We start from the raw sequence: 21,745 nt of genomic DNA, 5'->3' as shown, positions 1-21,745 counted from the left end.
CAGCCGCGCCGTGCCTCGCTTCTCAGAAGCGATACTCGCGCGCCCCGACCTTGAGGTATTCGGGCTCGCTCCACTCCCGATTTGCCGGATGACTCTGCACGAATCGGCGGAGGGCCTCAACACTCAGGTTGAGGTCTTGGAGGAGCGCAACCTGTCGGTGTACGAAAGATCGATCATTGACGTTCTTGCGCAACGTGTGCGCTGGTTTCTGCCGCGCGTTCCTGACGTCGCTGAGGGGCTTCAGAACCGCCTTCGCCGCGTCCTCGGCGACGCCGTTAGCCGTGAGAAACTCGCCTAAGCGCCTGAGACTCCCAATGTTCTGCTGGGCAGCGTCCTTTCGAGGCACGCCAGCAGAATCCAGCGCCTTGTGATCCAAATTCTCAGACAGCAGCTTGTCTAGCTGATGCACGAAGGCATCCCACTCGCGCTGTGACGGCCTAAGAATCCAGCCGAGGTCCGCCGGGCGTTCGGTGGACTTCAGCAAGCTCGCGCCAAAGGCTTTGTCGAAGAGCGTATTCAGCGCGTCGAGCTCGTGGAACAACTTCTCGAAGGGCCCAACGCCATCCGGGAAGTGGCCACCCTGCTGTGCCCACCAAACCGGGTGCGGCTGAAGGGGCTCGTCAGGGACCTGGTAGGTCCTCCACCTTTGCTGATGAATCGGGGAGAGCTTGGCTAGGTCCCCGTAAAACGCGCATACCCGGCGCACAATTGGCGACTGCGGATCGTCCTTGTCGTAGTCGGAAAGGTCGTAGGCGAACCCGATGTGATCCATAAGGATCTTGTCGTGCTCCGGCTCGCTCTCGTCCTCATAGGAGTCATCGCTGATGACCGTCTGGGCCCCGAAGTCGTAGAAGCGAAAGCTAAACCGCGGGTCGTTGCGGTACTGCTCGAGCACGTCGAAGCTGAAGTACGCGAGTTCCAGACTTCCACGACCGTCGGCCATCGCGCGGCGAAATGGCTCGTCCACATAGTCCTCGGCGGCCGGATTGGCAGCAAGCGCCTCGGGAGTTGGGTACAGACAAACCCCGTAGCCCGTGCCGTCAAGCTCCATGAGTGACGCCACCTGCTGTTCGCGAGTTCGACGCGATGGCCAGGGCCGTATGTGCGGGTTCGGGAAGTCCTCCTCCGCCACGATCTCAACCAGTCCGTCGCGCACTAGCCCGGACGCTGCGTCCCGCGCGTCTGGCGAGGCTCCATCGAAATACAAGCCGTTGAAGTCCTGCGAACCTCGGTACTGATCGAGTATCCGCTGTAGCAATTCTTGCGTCACAGACGCATTGTCGCATCGGTGAGAGATGCGGAAGCACATCGATTCGCGCGGTGTCGGTTTGCCTGCGCCCGCGGGGAGCGCACACAAGTCATCTCGCGATTGACGACTGACCTGACGCGCCGGACGTTCGAGACGACGAGGTCCACCAGCCGCCAGAACGCACGTCTGTCCACGCGAGGATCGCACGGCACTCGCGAGCGCCTGCGTGCGTGCGTGAGCAGCTCAGTCGTCCGGCGAAAACGACTGGGCGTCCAGTAGGTCGAGCGCGCGATATTCGCGAGCGCTGAGCTCGTCCAGAGAAACAAATCGTGGAACTAGCGTCTCGAGTCCTGCCGCACGTGCGACTTCGGCGGTCGTTTCCCACCAGTCGAGTATCCGAGTCCGGAGGTCGGGACTAAGCTCGCTATCGAGCATAAAAACGACTTGCGCATACTGAGGGTCCAGGCGGGACCGGCCAAGCAGGAGCCCGACATCTACGATCGGGTCATTCCCTTCGTACTCGCCTGCAAGCTCCCGCAGAAGGTCCACGGTCGGGCCTAGGACATGGTGGTTGATCACCGTCGCAAAAGCTTTGCGCGCAACTGTCGCAGCAAGCTGCACTCGAAGCCGATCGTAACCGTCTTCGTCGGCAAACCCGGCCTGCGCCGGTCGCCCTACGAGCCAGCCCTTCTCGACGGGCACTAGCAGACGCAGGTCGGCCACCCAGATCCCAGCGTCTGGAGCCTCCAGGCCGGTCACGTGGCAGAGGTAGGTAAAGCCCCGTCCACGCTTAATCTGTTTGACCGTACCCTTGTCGCCGTCGAGCGCGTAGACAGGGGCGATGTGAACCCAAGGCCGCTTCGGCGTGCCCTCCTCGACGAGGTCACACGTCTGGGTGACGACCAGCCCGTACGCGGGGCGCAGCTTCTCAGCTTGGACGCTTACGACGCCACTCGAAGCTCTGCTGCTGCCCGCCCACGCTCGGGTGGTGGCGTGGATCGGATGAGCGGCGTCGGCCGCGTAGACAAGAGGCGGCCGCTCGACAAGGGAACCTTGTCGAAGCGGCTTGGTTGCTTCCCGTGCAGCCTCTGGCCACTCACGCGGGTCAACGCCCGCTTGAAGCGACCAAGACGGCCGTTCTTCGCCGCTCACCCGAAGTCGGAGTCCTCAAACTCAGCGACCGGGCCCGGCGAAAGCGAACTGTCGTCCTCATCGAATTCTGGCGTCGCGAGCTGCCAACGCGGCTGGAGCGGCGTGTCGCGTTCGAAGAGCAGCGTTCCCGCGCGCTTCTCGACTTCTTCGATGCGTCCGTGCAGGAGAAGATCGAGCGGGCTCGCTCCATCACGAGCCGATCTAGCCCACATCTGCACGCCGTATCCAGAGTCATCGCCGTCCAGTGCTTCCGCGACCGCGCGGAGCGCAGAGTGGACGCGCCAGAGCTGCTCCACCGACGACGCCCGAGGACGGACCGGTGCATTCTCGCGATGTCGCCGGCGCCAGTGGTAGATCACCGAAGGACTGATCCCAACGACGGCTCCTAGCTGCTCGTACGACAGGTGTAGCCATCCTCGGAGCTGCTCAAGCGCGCGGAGAGCCGGCGCATCCGACATCGACGCAATGACCTCGGGATCAGCCGTCGCGGAGGACTTGGTCCGCGGCGCGAGCTTCAAGGGAACAATCTTTGACGTTCCGCCGCTCGCGAAAGCCGCGTCGGCGACCTCGTAGAGATGATGCAGCGTCTTCGCGTAAAAGCACGACCGCGTTTCGCCCGCGGGCGACTCAGAAGAAGTCGACAGCAGCTCTGGTAGCGGCCGTTCAAACGTCATGCCGAGGCCTCCTTCTCTCGGCCAAATACTGCGCGTAGCTCAGAGGTGATGGACGCTTCGAACAAGCGATGCGCAACATCGTGGAATTGATTGCTCGTGTCAAGAATAGTTTGGGTACTGAAAGTGCGATACCCCTGACGGAAGGTGTCGAAATCCAGCATCACAGTCTGTCGTCCACGGCGCTCGAAGTCTGGGAATGCGCGATAGCGCAACGTCGCCTGCGAGCCTTCCTCGACGGCAAGCTCGACCTGACCGGCCGCCGCCAAGACAGCGTCACCGAGGTGCTCATGCGTCATCGAAGCGACGAGCCACGGGGCGAGTAGACCCTCCCAATCGGCCGGCTTCCGAACACCGGGCAAAGAGATCCGATCGACGTACCTAAGCCCGAGACGCTGCTCTCCCGGCAGATCGACAGCTGAAACCTCAAGAGCCCGGCAGAGCGCTCCGAAGACTGCGCTGAATCGATCCCAGCCCTGGTACGCCGTGGTCTCCACCGACAGCGACTGTCGATTGAGATTGACCACCAGTTGACCTCTGCGTAGCTGCCAGCCATCCGGCTCTACAGACTCAGGCGGCTGGGGTGCCTGCCCTGAAGCGAAGGCGAAGATCATCTGGCTGGATAGCCGCGTGAGCTGGAAGGCACCGTGTCCGTCGCTCGCCAACGCTTCCGCGACTTGCGTGCCCACAGCCGGGTCCTGAACCGCCGCTGGCTCCGAGAACTGCAGCTGCCAGACCGCGAGCTCAAGGGGCGCGCTAGCTAGGTGCTCGTGCTGTGGCTCGGGTAGATCGGCAATCATGGCTAGTAGCCCCTGCGGCTTCAAGTAGAGTTATCGGCAAGTTGGAGTGTTCTTGTAGCACCGTAGGTTCCCTCGGTCAACGCTGGCTAAGCAATACGTGCCTTTCGTGTAGGCCGTCCGGGCTCAGGCTCGAACTCGATGGAGCAAGCCGTCGGCCAACCGTCGGATCGAGGTTGCACGATGGCCCTTTCCGCCATTCCGCTCGATACGCGACGCAGTCCCGTCCAGCCGATCGGTATCCCCCGCGCGCTCCCGCGACTTGGGGATGCCCAATGGCCTGGCTGTCCGAGATTCTGCGCTCATGGACGTTGAGGACGTGGTGACGGCCGCGGTTGCCGTTTACCACCGCACCGGACTACCGTATGAGACGGTCGAGAGCGCGGCCGTTCTGGCGCTTGAGCTTCCCGACGAGGCCGCGGCCGACTTGGGCCGACGTATCGCGAACATCGCGCGATCACTTGACGCCGCAGCGTGAGCCGGTTGGGCCGACGGGCTCCGGGCCTACGTCGGTCGCACACAAGTCGCGAGCTCCTGGTTGCATCGTCCGATGAGAGGTCCACACGCGGCTAGGCGCTTATTAAGCGGCTCGCGGCTCGAGCAGACACGATCGTCTCCGACACGGGCGCTGACGGCTCGTCCCGCATGTCTTTGATCACGTGTGAGTATGTCTGCGAGAGCACGGCGACGGAGTTACCAAGGTGCTCGGCAATCTCCGTCAGCGGCTTGCCGGCGTGGATCATAAGGCTCGCGCACGCATGACGAAGGTCGTAGGGGCGGGTGATCGGCAGGCCCGCCGCGGCAACGGCGGGCTTGAAAACTCGCTTCCGCCAGTTGCGGTAGTCGTACTCTCGCCAGGGTTCGCCGTCCGCCCGCTGGATCAGGAACTGCCGGCCGTCTCGAGCCGTTCTGCGGCGAGTGGCCAGACGGTAGCTTGCGAGATCAGTGCGGACCGGCGCCCACAGCGCCGGCGACCGAGGCGGCTTGCCCGTCTTCTGACCCGCCTCTATCTGACCGTCGATGTTCTTCTGCTCGATCAACAGCGTCGCCTTGCCCGCATGCCGGTCCTCGAGCGCGAGTGCCTCCTCGGGACGCAGTCCCTCATACGCCAGCAAGGACACCAACATGGCGGCGACCGGGTCGGGGGCATGGCGGACCTGTTTCGCCGTGCCGTCCGCCTGTGGCCGTAACTCGACGTAGCCGTCGAGCAGCAACGTCCTCAGCGTCTCGACCTGCGCCGGCGCGATCGCGTGGACGGCCAGAGCCCGTCGAACGGTGGGCTTGCGCACGTCCTTGACGGGGTTGGAGACAATCTCGCCCTTACTGAGCGCGTAGCGGCACACGGCTTGCAGGATCGCCATCGCCCGCTTCGTGGTCGATGTGCCAACGCCGTCCTCCTCCATCTGCTCCCGAAAGATTTGGACGGTCGGCGGATTGAGTTGCCGCATCTGCAGATGGCCGAGCCGCGGCTTGAGATGCACATACCAGACCGAGAGGTAGCTCTTGCGCGTGTTTAGGGCCAAGTTCCGCTTCGCGTCCTTGGGCCAGTACTCGGTCTCGAAGAACTCCGCCAAAGACGTGTCGCCGCGCGTGAGATCGGCGAGGACGCCGCGGCGCTTCGCGAGACGGAGGTGCGCTAGGAAGTCGAGCGCGTCGTCGACGGAGTCGAACTCCTCGACCGGACGCCGACCGGTACCCGGCTCCTTCCAGCGCACGCGGAACTTCCACACCCATCCGCGGTCAGGACCGCGGCGCAAGCGTGGCTCGACGCCCCGCGGCACGTCTGGCTTCGGGGGAGGATTGGATCCTGGCCGAGGGCTCAGGCGACCAGTCTCCCACTCGTCTGCGGCGTTGTCGAACGTTGTGCTGGCCGGCGAGGCAGCCCCGCTCGAGGCGGCGTGACGTCGGCAAGGGGGACTTCACGCGTCCGGTTGCTTCGAGTCTCCAGCCAAGTCGCGATCGCGTCCTCGCGGACTCGCCAGCCCCCGCGCGCTCGCGTCAGCTGCGAGGCTTCGAGATCGCCGGCGCGGATTGCGCGCATCACCGTTTCCGCACTCAGCTGGACGCGTTCGGCTACCTGGGCCACCGTCAGGATCTGCACTCCGCTCACAGCGTCTCCTCTCGTCGTTGCCATCGCTGCCTCGCAAGCGCGTCGTTCGTTAAGCCCGACCAGAAGCGGAGAAGCGCAACGGACTCACGGAGGACGCCATCCTGGCCCGCGAGCGTCTGCGGCACGTCCTCCGCGCGGCGGCCCGCATGCGAACATGCGTTCGGTGTCCAGCCAGGGCCACCCGTACACCCGCTTCCGCCGATCCCTTGAGATTGGGCAGCTCCCGATGGTGCTCGCGGCCGCGGCCGAGCTTCCGCGGCTGGGACTCGATGACGCTCTTGAAGTGCTGGCGCTGATGGCCGGGGAGAGCACGCCTGAGCGATACGCGGCCGCCGCCGCCCGTTGGTGCGGCAGGCTCGTCGTGGAGCGGGGGACATCGCTGGCCGAGCTGGAACTCGCCGTCGCGGCCTGCAAGCTGCTGCCCCAGCACCCCGCAGGAATCCGCGTCCTGCGGGAGCTTTGCGGACGTCCTTTGCAGCAGGCGCGCGTTGGGACGCGCCAGGCTGGTCGAACATCAGCCAACTGACGCTCGTAGGGTCCACCGTCGTCGATCCAAGCGATCGTGTCGCAACTTCGATCGACGTCTCCAGGGACGGAGAATAGGCCTGCGCGTTGGTGCCGACCGTGTCGGGCTGCGGAGGTCGTTCGCGGCGGACCTCTTGCGCCCGTAGCGATGGCGACCGCTCAATGCGGATCTGGGTAAGACGACGCTGTCCTTCCCTCGTCACAGGAGCCTCGATGGCAGATCCCGTTCCGGCCGGCAGCGACGTCTCGTCGGGCACCTACAAATGCACCAACTGCGGCTACGACCTCAAGGTCGGGTCAACGGAGCACCTGCCGCCGTGTCCGTCCTGCGGCAACGGCGAGTACAAGACGATCACCGGCGGCGACGCTGCCGACGATCCGTACCCGGATAGCTAGCCGGAATCGCGGCGGACGGAGAGTTTTCGCGGCCCGGGCCTATGAGTGTTGAACCCCAACACTCGAGGCTCACGTGCGCCACCGTCTCACTCGAATCGTCGTCATCGGTCTCCTGCTGGCGGGAGCCCACGCCGGCGCTTGCACCGCCCACCGCTGCGAGGCCGCCGATCCCGCGTCCGTCGGCGCCCGCAGCGGCGATGGCGGGCGAGGCGGAGCTCACGGGCCGGAACGCCCAGCTCAAAGGCTGCCAAGCGCCACTCGGCAGCCGTGAGACGCCGGTCGAGCAGCCCGACCGGTATGAGACACGCACGAGCGTACGCCCGCGCATCGGACTCCCGATACGGTGCCGGCCGTTCGGCGTTCAAGACGGCGCCCGCGTAGATGCACATGGCCATGACGAACCGTGCGTCCGATTGCTCACATGCCGGGTCGTCGGTGAGAAAGACCCGACGCGTCGTGCACACGGCACGTGGCCGCCCTTCGTAGGTGATCAGCAAGATGCCCACGCTCGCTAGAGGCCCGGCGCTCAAAAGTTCGCCCCCTCAAAGTCGCGAAGTCGCGCACGCCCCTCGGCGAGCCGGCGGTTCACGGCGCTGTACGTGCTGCCGGTGAGTATCGCGATCTCGGTGTACCGGTAGCCGCCGGCAAGCAAGAGAAGCGCTTGGCGCTCCCGTGGCTTTAGCCGCGCGAAGGACTTGACTCGCAGGTCGTGTCGCTCATGAGCGATGACGCGGTCGATTGGATCGTCGCCCAAGCCAGCGGGCTCGGTGAGCTCTCCTTCGCACTCGGGCTCGGCGAGGAACAGTCCTGCAGGCTGCTCACGGGCCGGGCCAGCCATCCGCCATGCCTCCTGCACCGCGACGAGGGTGAGCCACGCGAAGCCGTGCCGGTCCAACTGCACGTCGCTACGGCGAACGAGCTGTAGCCACGCATACGCGCACGCGTCGTCGACGACCGAGTCGTTCGATCGACAGCCGAGATAGCGCACACGCCGATGCAGTCTGCGGTCGTTGGCCGTGTAGAAGTGCCCAAGCGCGGCACGACGGCTCGCTGCAGCCGTCACTGGTCACACCCCCGCCCATGTCGGGGCGAGTGCGGCCGGCTCGCCGCGCTGCATGGCGTCCTCGATGTACGCGTCGACCAGCCCTTGCATCGCCGCACGGCTCTCGACGTGACGCTCGACGAGATAGACACGGCCCTCATCGGCGTCGGGCACGTCGCTGATCGCGACGCGACCGTTGATGCGCTGCGCGCAGAGGATGCGCTGGGTGCCGTCCGGGAGCTCGTAGCGGCCGAGTTGGCGACGTTCGCCCGCAGCGCTCATGACGCGCTCCGGTCACGGCGGTGGGTCCAGCGGGCATGCGCTCCGTAGCCCTCGACCTCGTCGTCACGGACCGCGGCCGCGCTCTGCGTGCGCCGAGCCTCGTCCCGCAGGCGTTCGGGCTCGATGCGCCTTTCGATGACGTGCTCGAGCGGCTTGTCCGCGATCACGCCGAGCAGGCGACGGATCTCGGCGGAGGCGTGGCGCTTGGTGCGCGGATACGAGAACGTCTGGCCGGCCGTCTGAGCGAGACGCCGCAGGTACCGGAGCTGCTTCGCGGTAGGCCTGTCGGCGCTTCGCTGGCTGGTGGGCTGGGGGCTGGGCATGCGGTGCCCGAGCCCCGGTGGGCGCGAACGCACGCGCCACCTGCGGCGCGAACAAGTGAGCCGCTTTCCCTTAGGGCGCAGGTGGCGTGGCGGATTGCGCCCGCTGAGGCAGCATCCGCGCAGCCCAGTCCCCTGTCCGCCAGCCTCGGGGCCAAGCGGACCTCCCGATGTTCTACGCGCTCACACTCGTGCTGGCTGGTTCTCCGAGCGTCACACCCCGCGGGTCCAGGGCGTCCTCCACTCGCCGTGCCAGCCGGTCGATCAGACCGGCGATCCGCTCGAAGGCGTCCTCCGCAGTGGCTTCGCTCCAGACGGCGAGGTAGGGCACCGAGTTCGCGGCCGTGTTCAGGCCGAGGAACCCGCACACGGTGTATGCCACCGACTCAGCGACGAGCTCTTCGGTCGCGTAGTCGAGCTCCGGATCATCGTCCTGATGGTCGATTCGCACGAGCGCGTGTCCGAGTTCGTGGACCAGGGCCGCCACCTGTTGGTTGATCGCCATCGCTGAGTTGATCGCTGTATGGCGCTCGTTCGGCCCGTAGAGACCGTCCACGCCGGGCGCCATGGGGATGCGCTCGACGCTGACGTCGATCTCGGCGGCGAAGCGCTCGAGCTCGGGCATCGCCCAGGCGAGGGTCTCGCCGGTGATGGGAGCGATCGGAGGGTCAAGCGGACAAGGGGTTGCTGGCGGCGGGAGCGGCTCGACCTGTGCCCGGTCGAACACAGCCTCCAGCCGGTAGAACGGACGCGGCCGCTCGCTTGCGATGGCGCCGGCGTCGCGCCAGGCCTGCAGCTTCTTCTTCGAAGGCTCGCAGCGGGCCCATATGCGGATGCGGCTGCTCTCGCCCTTGCGAACGCAATAGCCGAGGGCGAGCCAGGCGCGGAAGCCGGCGACTCGCGTTGCTGCCGGATCCTGCAGCGCGATCAACAGCTGGTTGCCGACGCTGTAGCGGCGCAGTCCGGTGCGCGCACGCACGCGGAGCCAGGCCTGCCACCCGGCCGACGTGCGCAGCTGCGCAACTGCGCGGATGGCCAGCTCACGGTCTTGGGCGCGTCGTTCCGCGCGCTCGGCCTCAGTGAGGCGGCGCTTCGTGTGCATGGCGCTCCTCCAGGAGCGAAGGTGGTGGTGCGGGCCGCCGATGGCCCGCACCGGGACTTAGGTCAGGACGGCTCGGCTGCAGCCGGTGCTGGGGCGGCGTCGAGGTCGTCGTCCTCGTCGGCTTCGTTCGACGTTGGCTCCGCCGGCGTCTCGTCGGTGGGACGCTCCAACTCGGCGTAGGTCTCGTGGGCGCGCTTGACCGCGCGCTCGAGCTGCTTCAGCGACGCCGGCATGTGCGGGCCGACGAGCCGATTCAACGCCTTGCCGGCGACGTCTTTGCGCGAGCTCCACCTCGTCGCTGGCATCCGGTGGCCGGCGGGCAGGACAAGTCGGCTAGCGTACTGCTCGGCTGCGATCACGACTAGCGCGCGGCCGTAGAGCTCGCCGGCGGTCTTGGCGCCGTCGATGTAGCGCCACAGCCACTTCACCGCGGCCTCGGGCTTGCGATGGTCGCCGTAGTCCATGCGAAGGCGCCCGGGCGTTCCGTCCTTGCGCGTCTTGGTGACGTCCTGCCGCAACTCGCCTACGACCAAGCGGATGCCGTTGGCGGCGAGCCGCTGGACGCGGTCGCCCGTCTGGGTGTACGGCGACGCGTCCCAGTCGGGCCCGAGGAGGCCGTAGACGAAGAATCGTGCGACGTGCATGTCCGCGGGGTCGACGACCGACAGCCCGTGGAGCAGGCTCTGGCCGAGGTCGAGGTTCGCCCCGTGCGCCTGGTCGGCGAGGCCCCGAAGGGACGCATCGCGCTCACGTGCCGCCGCAGCCATCGGGTCGTCCGGCTGCGTGCGGCGCTCAGCGCGGCTCCGCTGCTTCGCCTCGGCGGCCGCGGCGATCCTGGCCTCGAGCTCGGCGACCGTGCGCTTGATCGCGGCCTTCGTCAGCTCGCGGTACAGCGCCCGATCCGTGATGATCGGGCGTGTCCGCTCGAACTCGATGAGCACGCCGGCGGCGCGTGCCTGGTCGACGTCTTCGTCGCTGAACCGGATCTCGGGCGCGCCGTACGCCTGGCGATCGAGCTGCTTGTGGAGCTTGGTGGCCTGCTCGTAGAGCGCGTCGGCCTTCTTCCCAAGCCGGAGCTCGGCAATCTGGTCGGCGCGGATGCTGCTCAGGTGCGCCGCGAAGACCTGGGTGTCCGTCTGACGCAGGGCGGAGTCGAGCACCCAGCCCGGCTCGCGCGCGAGCCGCTCGGCGGCCCATCCGTTGCCGTCGGCGAGGAAGGCGATCAGGGCATCGAGCAGCGGCTGCGAGACGCGCCCTATCGCCAACAGGCGATCGACCGCGGACAGCGCGACGACGCCGTCGCCGACGAGCTGCTGAGCGGACTCCGGCAGCTCGAGCAGCTTCACGCGGGCAGCGACTCGCTGACGGCTCCAGCCGAGCGCCTGCGCCGCGCCGTCCTCGGTGAGGCCGCGGGCGAGCATCGCCTGGACTGCGCGAGCCTCTTCACGCGGGTCGAGCGCCTTGCGAGCGATGTTCTCGAGCGCGCGGTCGGCGTCTTCGGTATCAGCGTCACGGACGACGACCGGGACGTCGGGCAGCTGCAGCGCTTGCGCGGCCGCAAAGCGGTGGAAGCCCGCGACGAGCTCGAAGGCGTCGGTGTCGTCGCCGGCGGCCCGAACTACGAGCGGCACGACGATGCCCTGCAGGCGGATGGAGCCGGCGAGCGCGTCGACGTGCTGCATGTCGAGAGGCCGGACGTTCTCGGGGAGGCCGATTCGGTCCAGCGCGACGCGCGAGGCAGCATTCGCAGGTACGGGTGGTGCGGTCATGACGGTCTTGCCGTCCTTCCTTCGGGGCCCGCCCGGGCGGCGGGCCGATCCCGCCCCGTTCGCACGCCCGCTTTCGCCGGGCCGTACCCTCGCTGCCGCTCCGCGGGCGTGCCACCGTAGGGGTGGGTCGGCCCGCCGCCCAGTCAGCCGCGCGACGGGATCCTGCTCGAGCACACGGCGTCGTTGTGCTCGAACCGACGATGCGTTGACGCGCTGCGTTCAGTCCGAGGAAACGAGCCGTGGCCCGAAGCAACAGGCATGCGCCAGCCGTCGGCTCGTCAACCGAGTCCCGCTGGCCTCAGGCTGCAGACCAAGCCTGAGATTCAGTCTGGCTCGGGCGTCTTCGCCCGTTCGTCACGCCCTGAGCTCTCCTGCTCCCCGCGGGCGATCTGCTCGGGCGTCTGTGGGGAAACGAGGCGTCCAACGACTGCGTCTCCATTGCCTTTGAAGGTCAATGACACCCCCTGCCCCGAGGTTGCTGGGCTCGGTGTCTTACCCGCGTGGTAGCGGCCTCGCGCGACGCGGTCGGCCTCGTGCGCCGCGTCGCGTTGCTGTTTGAATGAGCGCTCGGCCTCCTCCGCGGCCCGTGCGAGGTCTGCTTCGCCAGGCACCGCCAGGTTCTGAATCTCGGCCTCGAGCTTGGAGATCTCGGCCTCCAGCAGCTCACGGCGGCGCCGCACCCCAGAAACATCTGGAGCCTGAGGCACCGCTGGGCGCCGGGTTCTTGCGTTGGCAGGCTGAGGTCTGGAATCCAGGGCTGCGGCTCGAGCGCGTCCCTCCGCGTAGCGCAACGCTGCGACGAACTCGCTGCGACCCGGCGCGTTGATGCGATGGCGTGACTCACGATCCTGCGGTTGCCCGACCAGCGCCAGCGTCGCTTCCGCTAGTGCTAGCTCCAGGCTGCGAGCACGTTGCTCAAGGCGCTTATTGCCGACCCATGCCCATCTCCTCGTAGTGCGTTCGTCGACCAACTGCTTGCGGAGATACAGGGTGTAGCCAGAGAGCAGGACGAAGATCACGGTGACCGAGCCGGCAGCGACATAAGGGAACGCGACCCATAGCGCGCCTACGCCGATTGCGCCGCCGCCAAGCAGCTTGATGAGTTGCAGGCCGGTCCACTTTCGAATCCAAGCCATGCCGCTGCGCAAGCGTTCCCGAGTCGCCTTCTCGACATCAGCACGAAGTGCGTCGAGTGGTTCGGCGGGTTCGCTCATGACCGCATCATGATGAACGCGCGAACGGACAGACTCGTCGATGGCTCAGGCGTCCGCACGAGGTCTCGTTGAGGTGGTGGGTGTCTTGAGCGCGGCACCGCCGGACGTAGCGCTCTACTCCGCCGAAGCCTCGAGTTCGGGAAGTCGCGCTAATCGCCATCAAGGTCCAACGGGTCGAGTGTCGCCGCCAACCTCTGGTAGGCCGTTGCGAGCCTGAGCCTTCCCTGCACCTAACCCAGATCGAATGGTCGACCCTGCTTCCCCCTCAGTGAGTCCCGAGCTCAGAGCCGCCACGTGGAGCGCCTGAGCAATCTCTTCGAACTCGCCGAAACCGGCGCCGACGAGCTGCCCTAGCCGGAATGCGGCTCGATTCAGCGTCATGTTGCGAGTCCCTATGGGGGCCCGTGCGATGTTCTGAAGCTCGCCGTCGAGTGCGGCCTGCATGTACCGCCGTGCTCGATCGCCGGCCCTTACAGCCACCGTCCGCGGAAGCGGACGACGAGTCGGGGCGTCCTTTGGGTCGGGCAGCAGTTTGGTTAGCCACTCGGGGAGGGACGTCAGATCGTGGAGATCCGACCACGCGTAGCGATGGCCGGTGACGTGCTGGCTCGGCGGCGCGATGATGTAGCCGCCCCGTCCTCGGATGTCGAGACCTTTGCCCAGCTGCCCAGCTGAGCAGCTGATCACGTGGTCGTCAGCGAGGAAGTAGATGTGCTCGCCCTTCGCTGTGCGAACCCGGCGAGTCGGAGGCAGGTCGCCATGCGCTGCTTCGAGCGCCGCGAGGGACTGGGCTCCGTCGTGCCCGTCGACGTCGACGACGATGAGCTGGCCGGTGCGCACGCCCACGTTCGCGTCAGGCCAGCGCTTCCACCAGGCCGCGATGGTCGTCGGATCGGTGGTCGCCTGGAGGAGGCCTCGCTTCGTGCGTGGGTGCTTGCCAGGGTTCCGACAGACTCGCTGGGAGCACGAGCATCCGCCGTCCGGCGTCGGCGTGTGTATCGGAAGAACCGGCCAGCCGGCGACGGCGTATGCGAGAGCGGCCAGCGCGGGCGTGCACCGGATCTCCGATGAGGCTGTAGCGGTGAGGTTTGACATGGCTGTGGACCTGGAGGCGGGCCGCAGGAGCGGCCCGCCGTGTCGAGTGGCTAGAAGGGGATGTCGTCCGGGTCGCCGGCGCCGACGGGCGTGGGCTCGATCGCGCCGTTGCCGTTGCCGTGACTGCTGCTGTCGCCGTCGCGCTCGGGCGTCGTCAGGAACTGCACGGAGTCGGCGACGATCTCGACGGCCTCGCGCTTGCTGTCGTCCTGCTGCCACTCGCGCCACTCGAGGCGGCCGTCGACCGCGACCGGGCGGCCCTTGCTCAGGAAGCGGGCGCAGTTCTCGCCCTGGGCGCCCCAGACGGTGACGTTGAAGTAGTTGGGCTTGTCGACCCACTGGCCGCCGGACTTGTGGCGGGTGTTGGACGCGAGGCGCATCGAGCAGACCGAGGCGCCGGAAGGGGTGGTGCGCAGCTCAGGGTCGCGCGTGAGGTTGCCGGTGAGAACGACGCGGTTGATGTTGTTGGCCGACACGACGTGCCTCCTTGGGCGGTTGCGGGACCGGGCCCTGTGGCTGGTCCCCTTGTGGTGAGAGCCGAGTTGGGCCGCTCCAGAAGCGGCCGGCGGAACCGATCGAAGAGAGGGGAACCCCACGTGTGGGGTTGCAGCCGGACCGCGAGCGGCCATGCTTGAAGGCGACTAACAAGGGGACCAGCCCCGGCCTAGGACCAGCGTCCGCCCGTGGGGGCAGTCGCATCGGCCGACGGAACCGCGTCCTCGACCTGAGCGCGACGCTCCGACTGGGCCGCATCACAGCGGAGCTCCGTAGGTCTCGATCAGCGCCGCCAAGGCCAGTGCCACCGCTACCGCCGCGGCGACCCCGACGAGCCGCCCTTGACTCACCATCTCGCCGCGGCGCGCGAGCGTCCACGTCGCTGCCGGCAGGGCGAGCGCCAGCCACTCGAGCGGCAGGTGCGGAAGGAAGCGCCAGAGGGTCGGCTGCTGCGCCAGCGCACTGCCGAGGGTCACGCCGTGCAGGAGCAGTTGGCCTGCCACCAGGGCGTCGGCGACGTGGCAGATCCCCGGTATGGATGGCCAGCGAAGCGCCACGAGCGCAAGCGGCCATAGCGCAACGACGAGGTTGTGCCGGAGGAGATCCGCCGCAACAGCCAGCTCGTTGGGCAGCGCGTCGTGTGGCCGACCCACTCGGATGACGTCCACGCCCGCGAGGGCGGCGATTGCGCCCATCACGCTGGCCGCGGTCAGCGCCGCACCGATCGTGCGCAAAGCCGCAGTCACGGCGCCTACTCCGCGACCGTCCACCGGGCAACTCGCCAACGGCCTTGCGTCAGCTGAAGGAGGACCTCGTACCTCGTGCGGGAGTCGAGGCGCTCACCGCCGACCGCAACGCGCTCGCGCAGCGTCACGAGCACCCGGGTCCGAGCATCTCCCGTCTGCGGCTCACGATGCGTGCCGAGTACCGTCGCGGCACTCGCAGCGCGTTCCCGACGAAGCGTCCGAAGCTGGGATCGTGTCGGTCGCGTGGTTCTCAGTTCCCGTCGATACGCCGGCGTCGCCAGCGCGAGCTCTCGACGCCAAGCGGTCATCCGCGTGCCCGCCGTCCAGCTGCGAGCTGCGACGGCATAGGCGGCGGCGACCTGGCTCGGAGCTTCAGGACGTGCGGCCCGCGAAGCACCCGGCTCGACCGATGGATGCGTGACGTTCGTCGCCGCGACGCCGGCGACCAGGCCCGCAGCGAGAATCGGTAGCAGGAGCCTCCGATGCATCAGATCTGGAAGGTCCGCACGCCACCGAACCCGCAGCCTCTGCGGAGCCCGATGTGGACGTGGTCGAAGTGGTCACCGGTGCGCCAGATCACCTGGACGCGCCAGCCGTCGAAGCAGACGTCATGGCCGCCGCCTGCTTGCGCGAGTCGCCACGCCTCGGATTCGGAGACGCCCGCAGCCCGAAGACCGGCTGCTGCCAGCCGCGTGCCGAAGCCGCCTCCAAGCGGGAACTGGTTCGCGACGGAGCCGAAGTCGCCCGCAAGGCCGAGGACGTGATCGGAGATCCGGCCCGAGCTGGTCCGCTCGCCATGGTTCGTTCCGGTCGTGAGCACGATGTCACGACCAGCGATCCCCGCCACTCGCTCGAGCAGCTCGAGCAGCTCAGGAAGCAACGGACGGCCGGGCGCGTTGGCCAGTGGGGCGACCGTGACGCGGCCGCGCGCGCCCGGGAGAGCGAGAGCAGGCTTGTCACCGGCGGCCGCGTTTGCTCTCTCGCACGCCAACCCGGCCTCGTCTGGCTCATCGGCGCGCGGCCACTCGCTGACCGCGGTGTGGCGATGACCCCAGGCGTACTGCGCAAGGCGGCCGCGCCAGTCATAGAAGTCGATCCGACGGCCTCGAATCGCGCCGCCGGTGTCGGCGGCGAGAAACGGCCCCGTCCAGCTGAACGGGTTGGGCCACAGGTACACGAGCGTGCCGTGGCTGATCAGCTGGGGGTCGACGGCGACCTGGTACCAGCGGGGTGCGCCGCCGCCGATGCGAAGACCGCCGCTCGTTGCGAGGCCTGCGCCCTGGATGCCGCCCCATGGCGGCCCGTAGCTCGTGGCCAGGTACTCGCCCGGTGTGACCCGCCTCCCGGCATACGGGCTGTCGTTCCGAACTCCGTCGACCTGCGCGCGGGTCAGGCCGGTGCCGGCGACGCCGCCCAGCGTGCCCGGGACAGCGAGATCAATGGTGCTGTTCGTCGTTGGCGGCGAGTCGCACTGCTGCGCGGCGCCGGCGAGCAGCAGCACTATTCCCAGCACCACAACGAGCAGCCCCAACGCGGGCGCCGCGATCAGCCATGGCCAGACCGGGCGACGGTGCGGCGTCATGCCGCCTCCCCCAGCTCTTCTGCGCGCGCTTGGTGCCAAGCGGGATCGCAGAGCAGCCGCATAGCGCGCCACGCGTCGCCATCCGATTCCGCGAGCGCGAGCTCGCGGATGGGCTGGTCGCGCTCGGGATCCGCGCTGCAGGCCCAATATTCGATGTCCGATAGGAAAATGCGGACGGTCGCGCGGCCGTGCGCTTCCGAGTCGAGCAAGCAGGTGGAGTACTCGCCCTTGCGGGTCTCAAGCGCTGCGATTTCCTCGAGGTCCTCGTCCTCGAGTCCGAGGGCGTCGCGCGCCTCGGCGAGCTCGTCATGGGCAGTGTGGAAGATCAGCCGGAGAACTGAGTTGCGCAGCAGCGCACGGCCTTGTGCATTGGCGAAATCGGCGAGGTGCTGGCTGATGACGAGAAGCGCGCACGCGAGATGGCGAGTCCGCCGGGCCCACTCGTTGAGCCACGCGCCGGCGGCCGGCGTCAGGAGCGGCTTCCACGCCTCATCGATCGCGACGAACGCCCTGCCTGCCCAAGGTCCCGTGTCCCGTGAGTGGCCGGCGAGGTGCTGGGCACGTCGGCGGGCGACGTCGCGGTCGATGAAGTCGACGAGCGCGAGGATCACGGGTCCGGCCAAGGCGTCGGGCAGCCCCGCGAGATCGAAGAGGACGAGCGGCGCACCCCGCTCGATCGTCGTCTCGCGATCAGCGAGCCACGCCAGCGGGCCGTCGTCGATGTAGGGATGGAGCCGCTCGGCGAGCCGCCGCAGCTCAGACGCGACGCTCGCGTCGCCATCGAGCTCGTCGGCAGCTTGCTCGCGTGCGAGGCGCCGCAGCTCCTCGTAGAGGAGACGCTCGCGTGGCAGCTCGCCCGACCGAGCACAGCGGGCGTAGACGGTCTGGATGCCGCGGGTCAGCAGCGTGCGCTCGAGGCCGGCGAGCGCTGGCCCGCTCGACGACGGATCGCCGATCAGCAGCGTGTGCAGAGCGACGAGGAACTCGACCTTGGCCGCCGGAACATTCGCGACATCCGGCGTGTCCCACGGGCAGAGGATCGCGTCACGCGCGCCCGCGCCGTAGTGGATGATGCGCGCACCCGGGACGAGCGCAACCAGCTGCTCGTAGTGCCCCGCGTGTCGCCGCGACCCGTCTTCGTCCTCACTTGAGGAGCGATCGACGATGTACCCGGTCGCGCCGCGCGAGACGTTACGGGCCAGGAGCATGTTGACCGCGACGGTCTTACCGGAGCCAGAGGCCCCGGTCACGACCGCGACGTGCGTGCGATACCGCGGGTCGAAGAGGTCGATTCGCTCGAGCGTGTTGCCTGGCACGGCGTACCCCAGCGGCACTCCGGCCTCGCTGGACGCGCTCGTCGACCACAGCGGCAGGCAGTCGGCGACGTTGCGCTGTGCGAAGCGACGTGTGGCGCCGAGCCGATCGGCTGCGAGCGGAAGCGTCGAGACCCATGAGTCCTCGACGAGAAAGCGACCCTGGTAGAGGCGAGCGTCGGTGTAGCTCTCGAACTCGCGTCCGAGCAAGCGGACCAGCTCGGCAAGGTCCTCGGCTTCATCGGCGGGCCGACGTATCGCTTGGTAGGCGCTGACGTCATAGAGGCCGCTTGCGCCCGACGTACGCAGCTCAGCGTCGATCTCTGCCGCTTCCCGCTCCTGCTCGTAAGCCTCTTCGCTGATGAGCTTGCCGTCGCGTTCCCGCCGGCGCAGATCTGCCCACAGCCGCTTGTGCCGTAGGCGATAGCGACGCCGCTGGGCCACTCGGTCGGTCGCCGTGACGTGCACCGCCAGCCGCCAGGGCGGCGGCACCTCAAGGAGGGCAAGGAGCCACCAGACGCTGGTCTCAGCCGGCGGACCGGCCAAGTGCAGGACGGCTTCCACCTCGTGGTGATCGCCGACGGCACGGTGCATCCAGTCGCGGCGTACCTGCAGCTCGACGTCGCCGGCGATCGAGCGCAGCGTGTCGTGCCGATGCCGAAGCGCGTCGATGGGGTCGGCCGTCGCCAGGACGCGTGCTGGGCGGTGATCGGTGCCGGCTGTCGTGGGATCGATGCAGCGCGCGAGCGCGGTAAGCGCGCCCTGGGCGTCGAGCGCTTCTACGCGACAGCCCGCTGCGGTCAGGTCCGCAGCCAGAGAGTCGGCCAGCCGGGCGGATTCGGCGGCCGCCCGCTCGTGCGCTCGCAGTGGCAGCACGCGCGCGTTTCGACGGCTCGGACGCGCGATTCGCTGCCGCAGCTCCGTAGGCGCGTGACGGATGGCGATCGTCCAACGGAGCCGTGCCGCGTCCACGGCAGGCGCGCTTCGACGCAGCGTCTGTTCAAGGGCGTAGCCAAGCCGCTCCATCGCCATGCGGCGGTCCGCATCGACGCTCGACGTCGCGGCACGGATCTCGTTCCAGTCACGCTCCAGGGCCGTGTCGGGCTCGACGGGCTCAGCTTCGACGATGACCTGAAGTCCTTGGCCGGAGGGGAGCCGCGCGGCCAGTCGGCTCAGGCGGTCGCGCAGCGCTTCGCGATGAGAGGCCCCGCCGGCGCGCGGGTGAAGGACGTCCTGGCACTCGAGCAGGCGCACGTACGTGGCTTCGCTGGTGACCATCAGCCCATCGGGCTCTATCGCTGCGATGGGCAGGACGTCGCCGAGCGTGCGCGTGCGGGTCACGGTGCGCTCCCGAGCTCGGTGTCCGTCGGCCAGTAGACCGATGGGTCGTTGCTTGAGATCTCCGGGGCCGGCTCACGAAGGCAGACGGCGCCACGGCGGACCGGCTTGTCGTCGCTGGGCGCGACGATCACTGGCGGACGCAGGCGCCACCGCAACACGGCCAGGAGGAGCCGCCCGGGGCTCACGGTCGATTCCTCGCGCAGCAGGAGCAGAGCCGCAGGCGTGCCGAGCAGGATGACCGCGAGCGAGACGTTCGCGCGCCACCCGAGCGGCGAGACGAGGAGCCAGCCATAGCCACACCCGCCGGCGGCGAGCAGCGCGATCCAGCCGACGACAGAGATGCCGAGCAGCCGAGCCGGATCGTTGAGCGTCCGATAAGCCGGGCGCAGCTCGTCGTCGGGACCCGTCATCCGTTGCCTCCTCGCTTGTTCGTTCCGCGGATTTGGCGCGGGCGTCCCCACCACCACGGGGGCGAGCCGGCTATGCGGACCGAGGGCTCCGTGGCTCGCGGCGATCGCTGCTGACCGGTTTGCGCCGCCGTCTTGCTCGCGGTGCTCGCCGAGCGGTCGCCTGTCCGCGGCCGACGTCCTGTCTCGCGCCGAGCGGTTCCCGCAGTTCTCGAGCGCCGCCGCGGATCACTTCGGCGGGCAGGTGGGGCTCCTGCCGTCGACTGCGAGTCGCTACGCGACTGGGAAGCGCGACCTGCGGCGTGCCCGCGCGTGTTCAGCGCGCTTCGCAGACGACCAGCGACCTCGTGCGTCGACTGGATCGGATGCCGGACTCCGTGCGCGGCCGCCCGGCCCGCGACGACGGGACGTCGGACAGGCAACGTGGCGGCCATGCCGCCGGCTCGCAGACCACTCCGCAGACTTTGCGAGAAGCGAGCGAGCCCGGCCGGCGTCGCGTTGCGGGCGATGGCGCCGGCGCGACCGGCGCTTCCCTGAGAGCTGGATGGCCCTCGTAGGGCGTGCGCGCCCGCGGCGCCTCCCACTGGCGCGGCCGCGAGCCCGGTGACGGCCGTGCTGGCTTGTCGAAAGACGCCGAGCGCGAGCTTGATCGCAAGCCAGAAGACCGCGAGCGCCGCGGCGACGTTGAAGAGTTGCGCGACGAAGCCTCCGAACCCGGAGCCGCCCGCTGGTCCTGCGTCGAGCATGAGCGCCGCGCCGGTGACGAACACGACGGTCCAGAGCAGCGGCAGCACGACCACCGCGGTGACGGCGATCAGCCACCCAGCGAGCAATCGCCGTCCGAGCTGAGTTCCGGACAGACCGAGAACGAGCCCGCCGAGTGCGTACACCAACGCAGTGACGACCTCGAGCCCGACGTGCACGAGGAGCAACCCCAGAAGCGCGCCACCGGCGACGGCGATCAGCAGAGGGACCACGAACTCGGCGGCAACGACAGTGCCAGCGCCGCCCCCGATGAGCAGGGTCTCGAGCATCCGCTCGATGCCGTCGTCCACCCAGGGGAGCGCGAGCAGCGCGTCCGTCAGCAGCCGCACGAGGCGGACGAGCACGCCCCACGCCCAGTCGTAGACGAGCAGTGCGGCGCCAGCCGCGAGGGCGCGTGCGACAAGCTCGATCGGGCCTTCGCCGTCGACCGTGGGCGCCAGCATCGCGCGCCCCGCGGAGATCACCAGGCCCAGGGGCAGGAGGGTCACGCCGATCCAAGTGAGCGTCTGGCGCAGCTCGAGCAGGTGGGGCATACGGACGCTCGTCGCAAGTCCGCGGTTGTCGACCGGCGCGCCGACGGGCGGCAACGCGACGAGCCAGCGGACGCCGTCGATGCCCGCACGCACGAAGCTCTTCGGCACGAGCAGGTCGGCGAGCGCGCCAACCACCGTGGCGATCAGCCGCGCGATCTCCTCAACACCCAGCTTCAGTGGACCGAGAACGACCTCGCCGGCCTTCTTAATCCCGTCCCCGAGCCAATCGTCGACGGGGAACAGGTCTGCGGCATGTGCGCTCGCGGGAGCTATCGCGGCGAGCAGCAGCAACCCACCGGAGAGGGCGGCGGCGCTCGCTGCTCTGCCCCGCACGGACACGGCTCAGGCGGCGATCCCTGGCGCCGACACGATGATGACGGCGCCGATGGCAATCTTGGCCGCGTAGTCGCCCGCGCGCGAGTGCCCGAAGAAGAACAACGCGCCGATCAGCAGGATCGCGAGAGTCGCGATCGTCCCGATCAGCCAGAGCGCATTGTCGGTGATCGCCGAAACGAATTGCGTGATGGCGCCGGCGTTCGGTGGCGCGCTCCCCGTCACGCCTGCAGCCCGTAACGCATGTGCGTTCACCAGGAAGGCGGCTGCGAACAGCACACCGCAGACTTTGGCCGCAACGCGTCGTTTCGGCTCAACTGTGTACACGCTCATCGCAACCTCCGGAAGCCGCCCAACCGTTCAGCACGGCGGAAACTCGAGACATGACTCGTCGATGACTTGGCGAACGGGGCTCTGCGGCACTGGCATCGACGAGACCGAAGTACGGGTTGGCGGCGCCGCTCTTACCGAGGTTTGGCTCGGCGGAGCCACGCGAGCGCTGTGCA

Annotated in this window: 23 protein-coding genes; 3 read left to right on the top strand and 20 right to left on the bottom strand. The window is 68.3% G+C overall.

Annotated elements, in window-relative coordinates:
- Window positions 1–22: 22 nt before the first annotated feature.
- From C8N24_RS14095 to C8N24_RS14080, 4 genes are all read right to left on the bottom strand, one after another.
- Complete coding sequence (locus C8N24_RS14095) at window positions 23–1,270, bottom strand: hypothetical protein (protein ID WP_211339956.1); 1,248 nt, start codon at window positions 1,268–1,270, stop codon at window positions 23–25.
- A 222-nt stretch (window positions 1,271–1,492) separates the two neighbouring features.
- On the bottom strand, window positions 1,493–2,401 hold the full coding sequence (locus tag C8N24_RS33360; RefSeq protein WP_147447794.1) for a hypothetical protein: 909 nt from the start codon (window positions 2,399–2,401) through the stop codon (window positions 1,493–1,495).
- Window positions 2,398–3,075, bottom strand: coding sequence for a helix-turn-helix domain-containing protein (locus C8N24_RS33355; protein ID WP_147447793.1), 678 nt, complete (start codon window positions 3,073–3,075; stop codon window positions 2,398–2,400). Before C8N24_RS33355 ends, C8N24_RS33360 begins: the two co-directional genes overlap by 4 nt.
- Window positions 3,072–3,872 carry a TIGR04255 family protein gene (locus C8N24_RS14080; protein ID WP_121250752.1) on the bottom strand — a complete coding sequence of 267 codons (801 nt, stop codon included), beginning with the start codon at window positions 3,870–3,872 and terminating at the stop codon, window positions 3,072–3,074. Before C8N24_RS14080 ends, C8N24_RS33355 begins: the two co-directional genes overlap by 4 nt.
- A 301-nt stretch (window positions 3,873–4,173) precedes the next feature.
- Between C8N24_RS14080 and C8N24_RS33950 the strand changes: the two genes are divergently transcribed.
- A complete protein-coding gene (locus C8N24_RS33950; RefSeq protein ID WP_170179084.1) occupies window positions 4,174–4,347 on the top strand; it encodes a hypothetical protein in 174 nt (57 codons plus the stop codon).
- Between the two features lie 91 nt (window positions 4,348–4,438).
- Here the strand turns inward: C8N24_RS33950 and C8N24_RS14070 are convergent, their stop codons facing one another.
- On the bottom strand, window positions 4,439–5,584 hold the full coding sequence (locus tag C8N24_RS14070) for a tyrosine-type recombinase/integrase (RefSeq protein ID WP_170179083.1): 1,146 nt from the start codon (window positions 5,582–5,584) through the stop codon (window positions 4,439–4,441).
- Between the two features lie 104 nt (window positions 5,585–5,688).
- On the bottom strand, window positions 5,689–6,003 hold the full coding sequence (locus C8N24_RS35710) for a helix-turn-helix domain-containing protein (protein ID WP_121250749.1): 315 nt from the start codon (window positions 6,001–6,003) through the stop codon (window positions 5,689–5,691).
- Between the two features lie 139 nt (window positions 6,004–6,142).
- Here C8N24_RS35710 and C8N24_RS14060 point away from each other — a divergent pair, with 139 nt between their 5' ends.
- Together C8N24_RS14060 and C8N24_RS14055 are read left to right on the top strand one after the other, a co-directional pair.
- Complete coding sequence (locus C8N24_RS14060) at window positions 6,143–6,505, top strand: hypothetical protein (RefSeq protein WP_147447792.1); 363 nt, start codon at window positions 6,143–6,145, stop codon at window positions 6,503–6,505.
- A gap of 212 nt (window positions 6,506–6,717) precedes the next feature.
- Window positions 6,718–6,900, top strand: a complete 183-nt coding sequence (locus tag C8N24_RS14055; RefSeq protein WP_121250747.1) for a zinc ribbon-containing protein — start codon at window positions 6,718–6,720, stop codon at window positions 6,898–6,900.
- Between the two features lie 526 nt (window positions 6,901–7,426).
- Here the strand turns inward: C8N24_RS14055 and C8N24_RS14050 are convergent.
- From C8N24_RS14050 to C8N24_RS13985, 14 genes are all read right to left on the bottom strand, one after another.
- Window positions 7,427–7,888: an RNA polymerase sigma factor gene (locus C8N24_RS14050; RefSeq protein WP_121250746.1), complete on the bottom strand. Its 462-nt coding sequence runs from the start codon at window positions 7,886–7,888 to the stop codon at window positions 7,427–7,429.
- A 78-nt stretch (window positions 7,889–7,966) separates the two neighbouring features.
- A complete protein-coding gene (locus C8N24_RS14045; RefSeq protein ID WP_121250745.1) occupies window positions 7,967–8,224 on the bottom strand; it encodes a hypothetical protein in 258 nt (85 codons plus the stop codon).
- A complete protein-coding gene (locus C8N24_RS14040) occupies window positions 8,221–8,547 on the bottom strand; it encodes a hypothetical protein (RefSeq protein ID WP_121250744.1) in 327 nt (108 codons plus the stop codon). The genes C8N24_RS14045 and C8N24_RS14040 overlap by 4 nt, the downstream gene beginning before the upstream one ends.
- Window positions 8,548–8,719: 172 nt before the next feature.
- Window positions 8,720–9,646: an ArdC-like ssDNA-binding domain-containing protein gene (locus C8N24_RS14035; protein ID WP_147447791.1), complete on the bottom strand. Its 927-nt coding sequence runs from the start codon at window positions 9,644–9,646 to the stop codon at window positions 8,720–8,722.
- Between the two features lie 62 nt (window positions 9,647–9,708).
- Window positions 9,709–11,415 (bottom strand): ParB/RepB/Spo0J family partition protein, encoded by a 1,707-nt coding sequence (locus tag C8N24_RS14030; RefSeq protein ID WP_121250742.1) that lies wholly within the window; start codon window positions 11,413–11,415, stop codon window positions 9,709–9,711.
- A 323-nt stretch (window positions 11,416–11,738) separates the two neighbouring features.
- Window positions 11,739–12,629 (bottom strand): hypothetical protein, encoded by an 891-nt coding sequence (locus C8N24_RS33350; protein ID WP_147447790.1) that lies wholly within the window; start codon window positions 12,627–12,629, stop codon window positions 11,739–11,741.
- Window positions 12,630–12,788: 159 nt separating this feature from the next.
- The gene (locus C8N24_RS14020; protein ID WP_121250740.1) at window positions 12,789–13,724 is read right to left on the bottom strand and encodes a bifunctional DNA primase/polymerase; all 936 of its coding nucleotides are present in this window, start codon (window positions 13,722–13,724) and stop codon (window positions 12,789–12,791) included.
- A 50-nt stretch (window positions 13,725–13,774) separates the two neighbouring features.
- The gene (locus tag C8N24_RS14015; RefSeq protein ID WP_170179080.1) at window positions 13,775–14,200 is read right to left on the bottom strand and encodes a single-stranded DNA-binding protein; all 426 of its coding nucleotides are present in this window, start codon (window positions 14,198–14,200) and stop codon (window positions 13,775–13,777) included.
- A gap of 276 nt (window positions 14,201–14,476) precedes the next feature.
- Entirely contained in the window at window positions 14,477–14,953 is a 477-nt protein-coding gene (locus C8N24_RS14010) for a hypothetical protein (RefSeq protein WP_147447789.1), read from the bottom strand.
- A 499-nt stretch (window positions 14,954–15,452) separates the two neighbouring features.
- Window positions 15,453–16,547: a 3D domain-containing protein gene (locus tag C8N24_RS14005; protein ID WP_121250737.1), complete on the bottom strand. Its 1,095-nt coding sequence runs from the start codon at window positions 16,545–16,547 to the stop codon at window positions 15,453–15,455.
- Entirely contained in the window at window positions 16,544–19,201 is a 2,658-nt protein-coding gene (locus C8N24_RS14000; protein WP_121250736.1) for a VirB4 family type IV secretion system protein, read from the bottom strand. Before C8N24_RS14000 ends, C8N24_RS14005 begins: the two co-directional genes overlap by 4 nt.
- Complete coding sequence (locus C8N24_RS13995) at window positions 19,198–19,611, bottom strand: hypothetical protein (RefSeq protein WP_121250735.1); 414 nt, start codon at window positions 19,609–19,611, stop codon at window positions 19,198–19,200. Before C8N24_RS13995 ends, C8N24_RS14000 begins: the two co-directional genes overlap by 4 nt.
- Complete coding sequence (locus C8N24_RS13990) at window positions 19,608–21,197, bottom strand: hypothetical protein (protein WP_147447788.1); 1,590 nt, start codon at window positions 21,195–21,197, stop codon at window positions 19,608–19,610. Before C8N24_RS13990 ends, C8N24_RS13995 begins: the two co-directional genes overlap by 4 nt.
- A 51-nt stretch (window positions 21,198–21,248) precedes the next feature.
- Window positions 21,249–21,518 (bottom strand): TrbC/VirB2 family protein, encoded by a 270-nt coding sequence (locus C8N24_RS13985; RefSeq protein ID WP_170179079.1) that lies wholly within the window; start codon window positions 21,516–21,518, stop codon window positions 21,249–21,251.
- Window positions 21,519–21,745: the final 227 nt, after the last annotated feature.

It is taken from the genome of Solirubrobacter pauli (assembly GCF_003633755.1).
GTDB lineage: Bacteria > Actinomycetota > Thermoleophilia > Solirubrobacterales > Solirubrobacteraceae > Solirubrobacter > Solirubrobacter pauli.
This window is presented reverse-complemented; position numbering and strand designations above follow the sequence as displayed.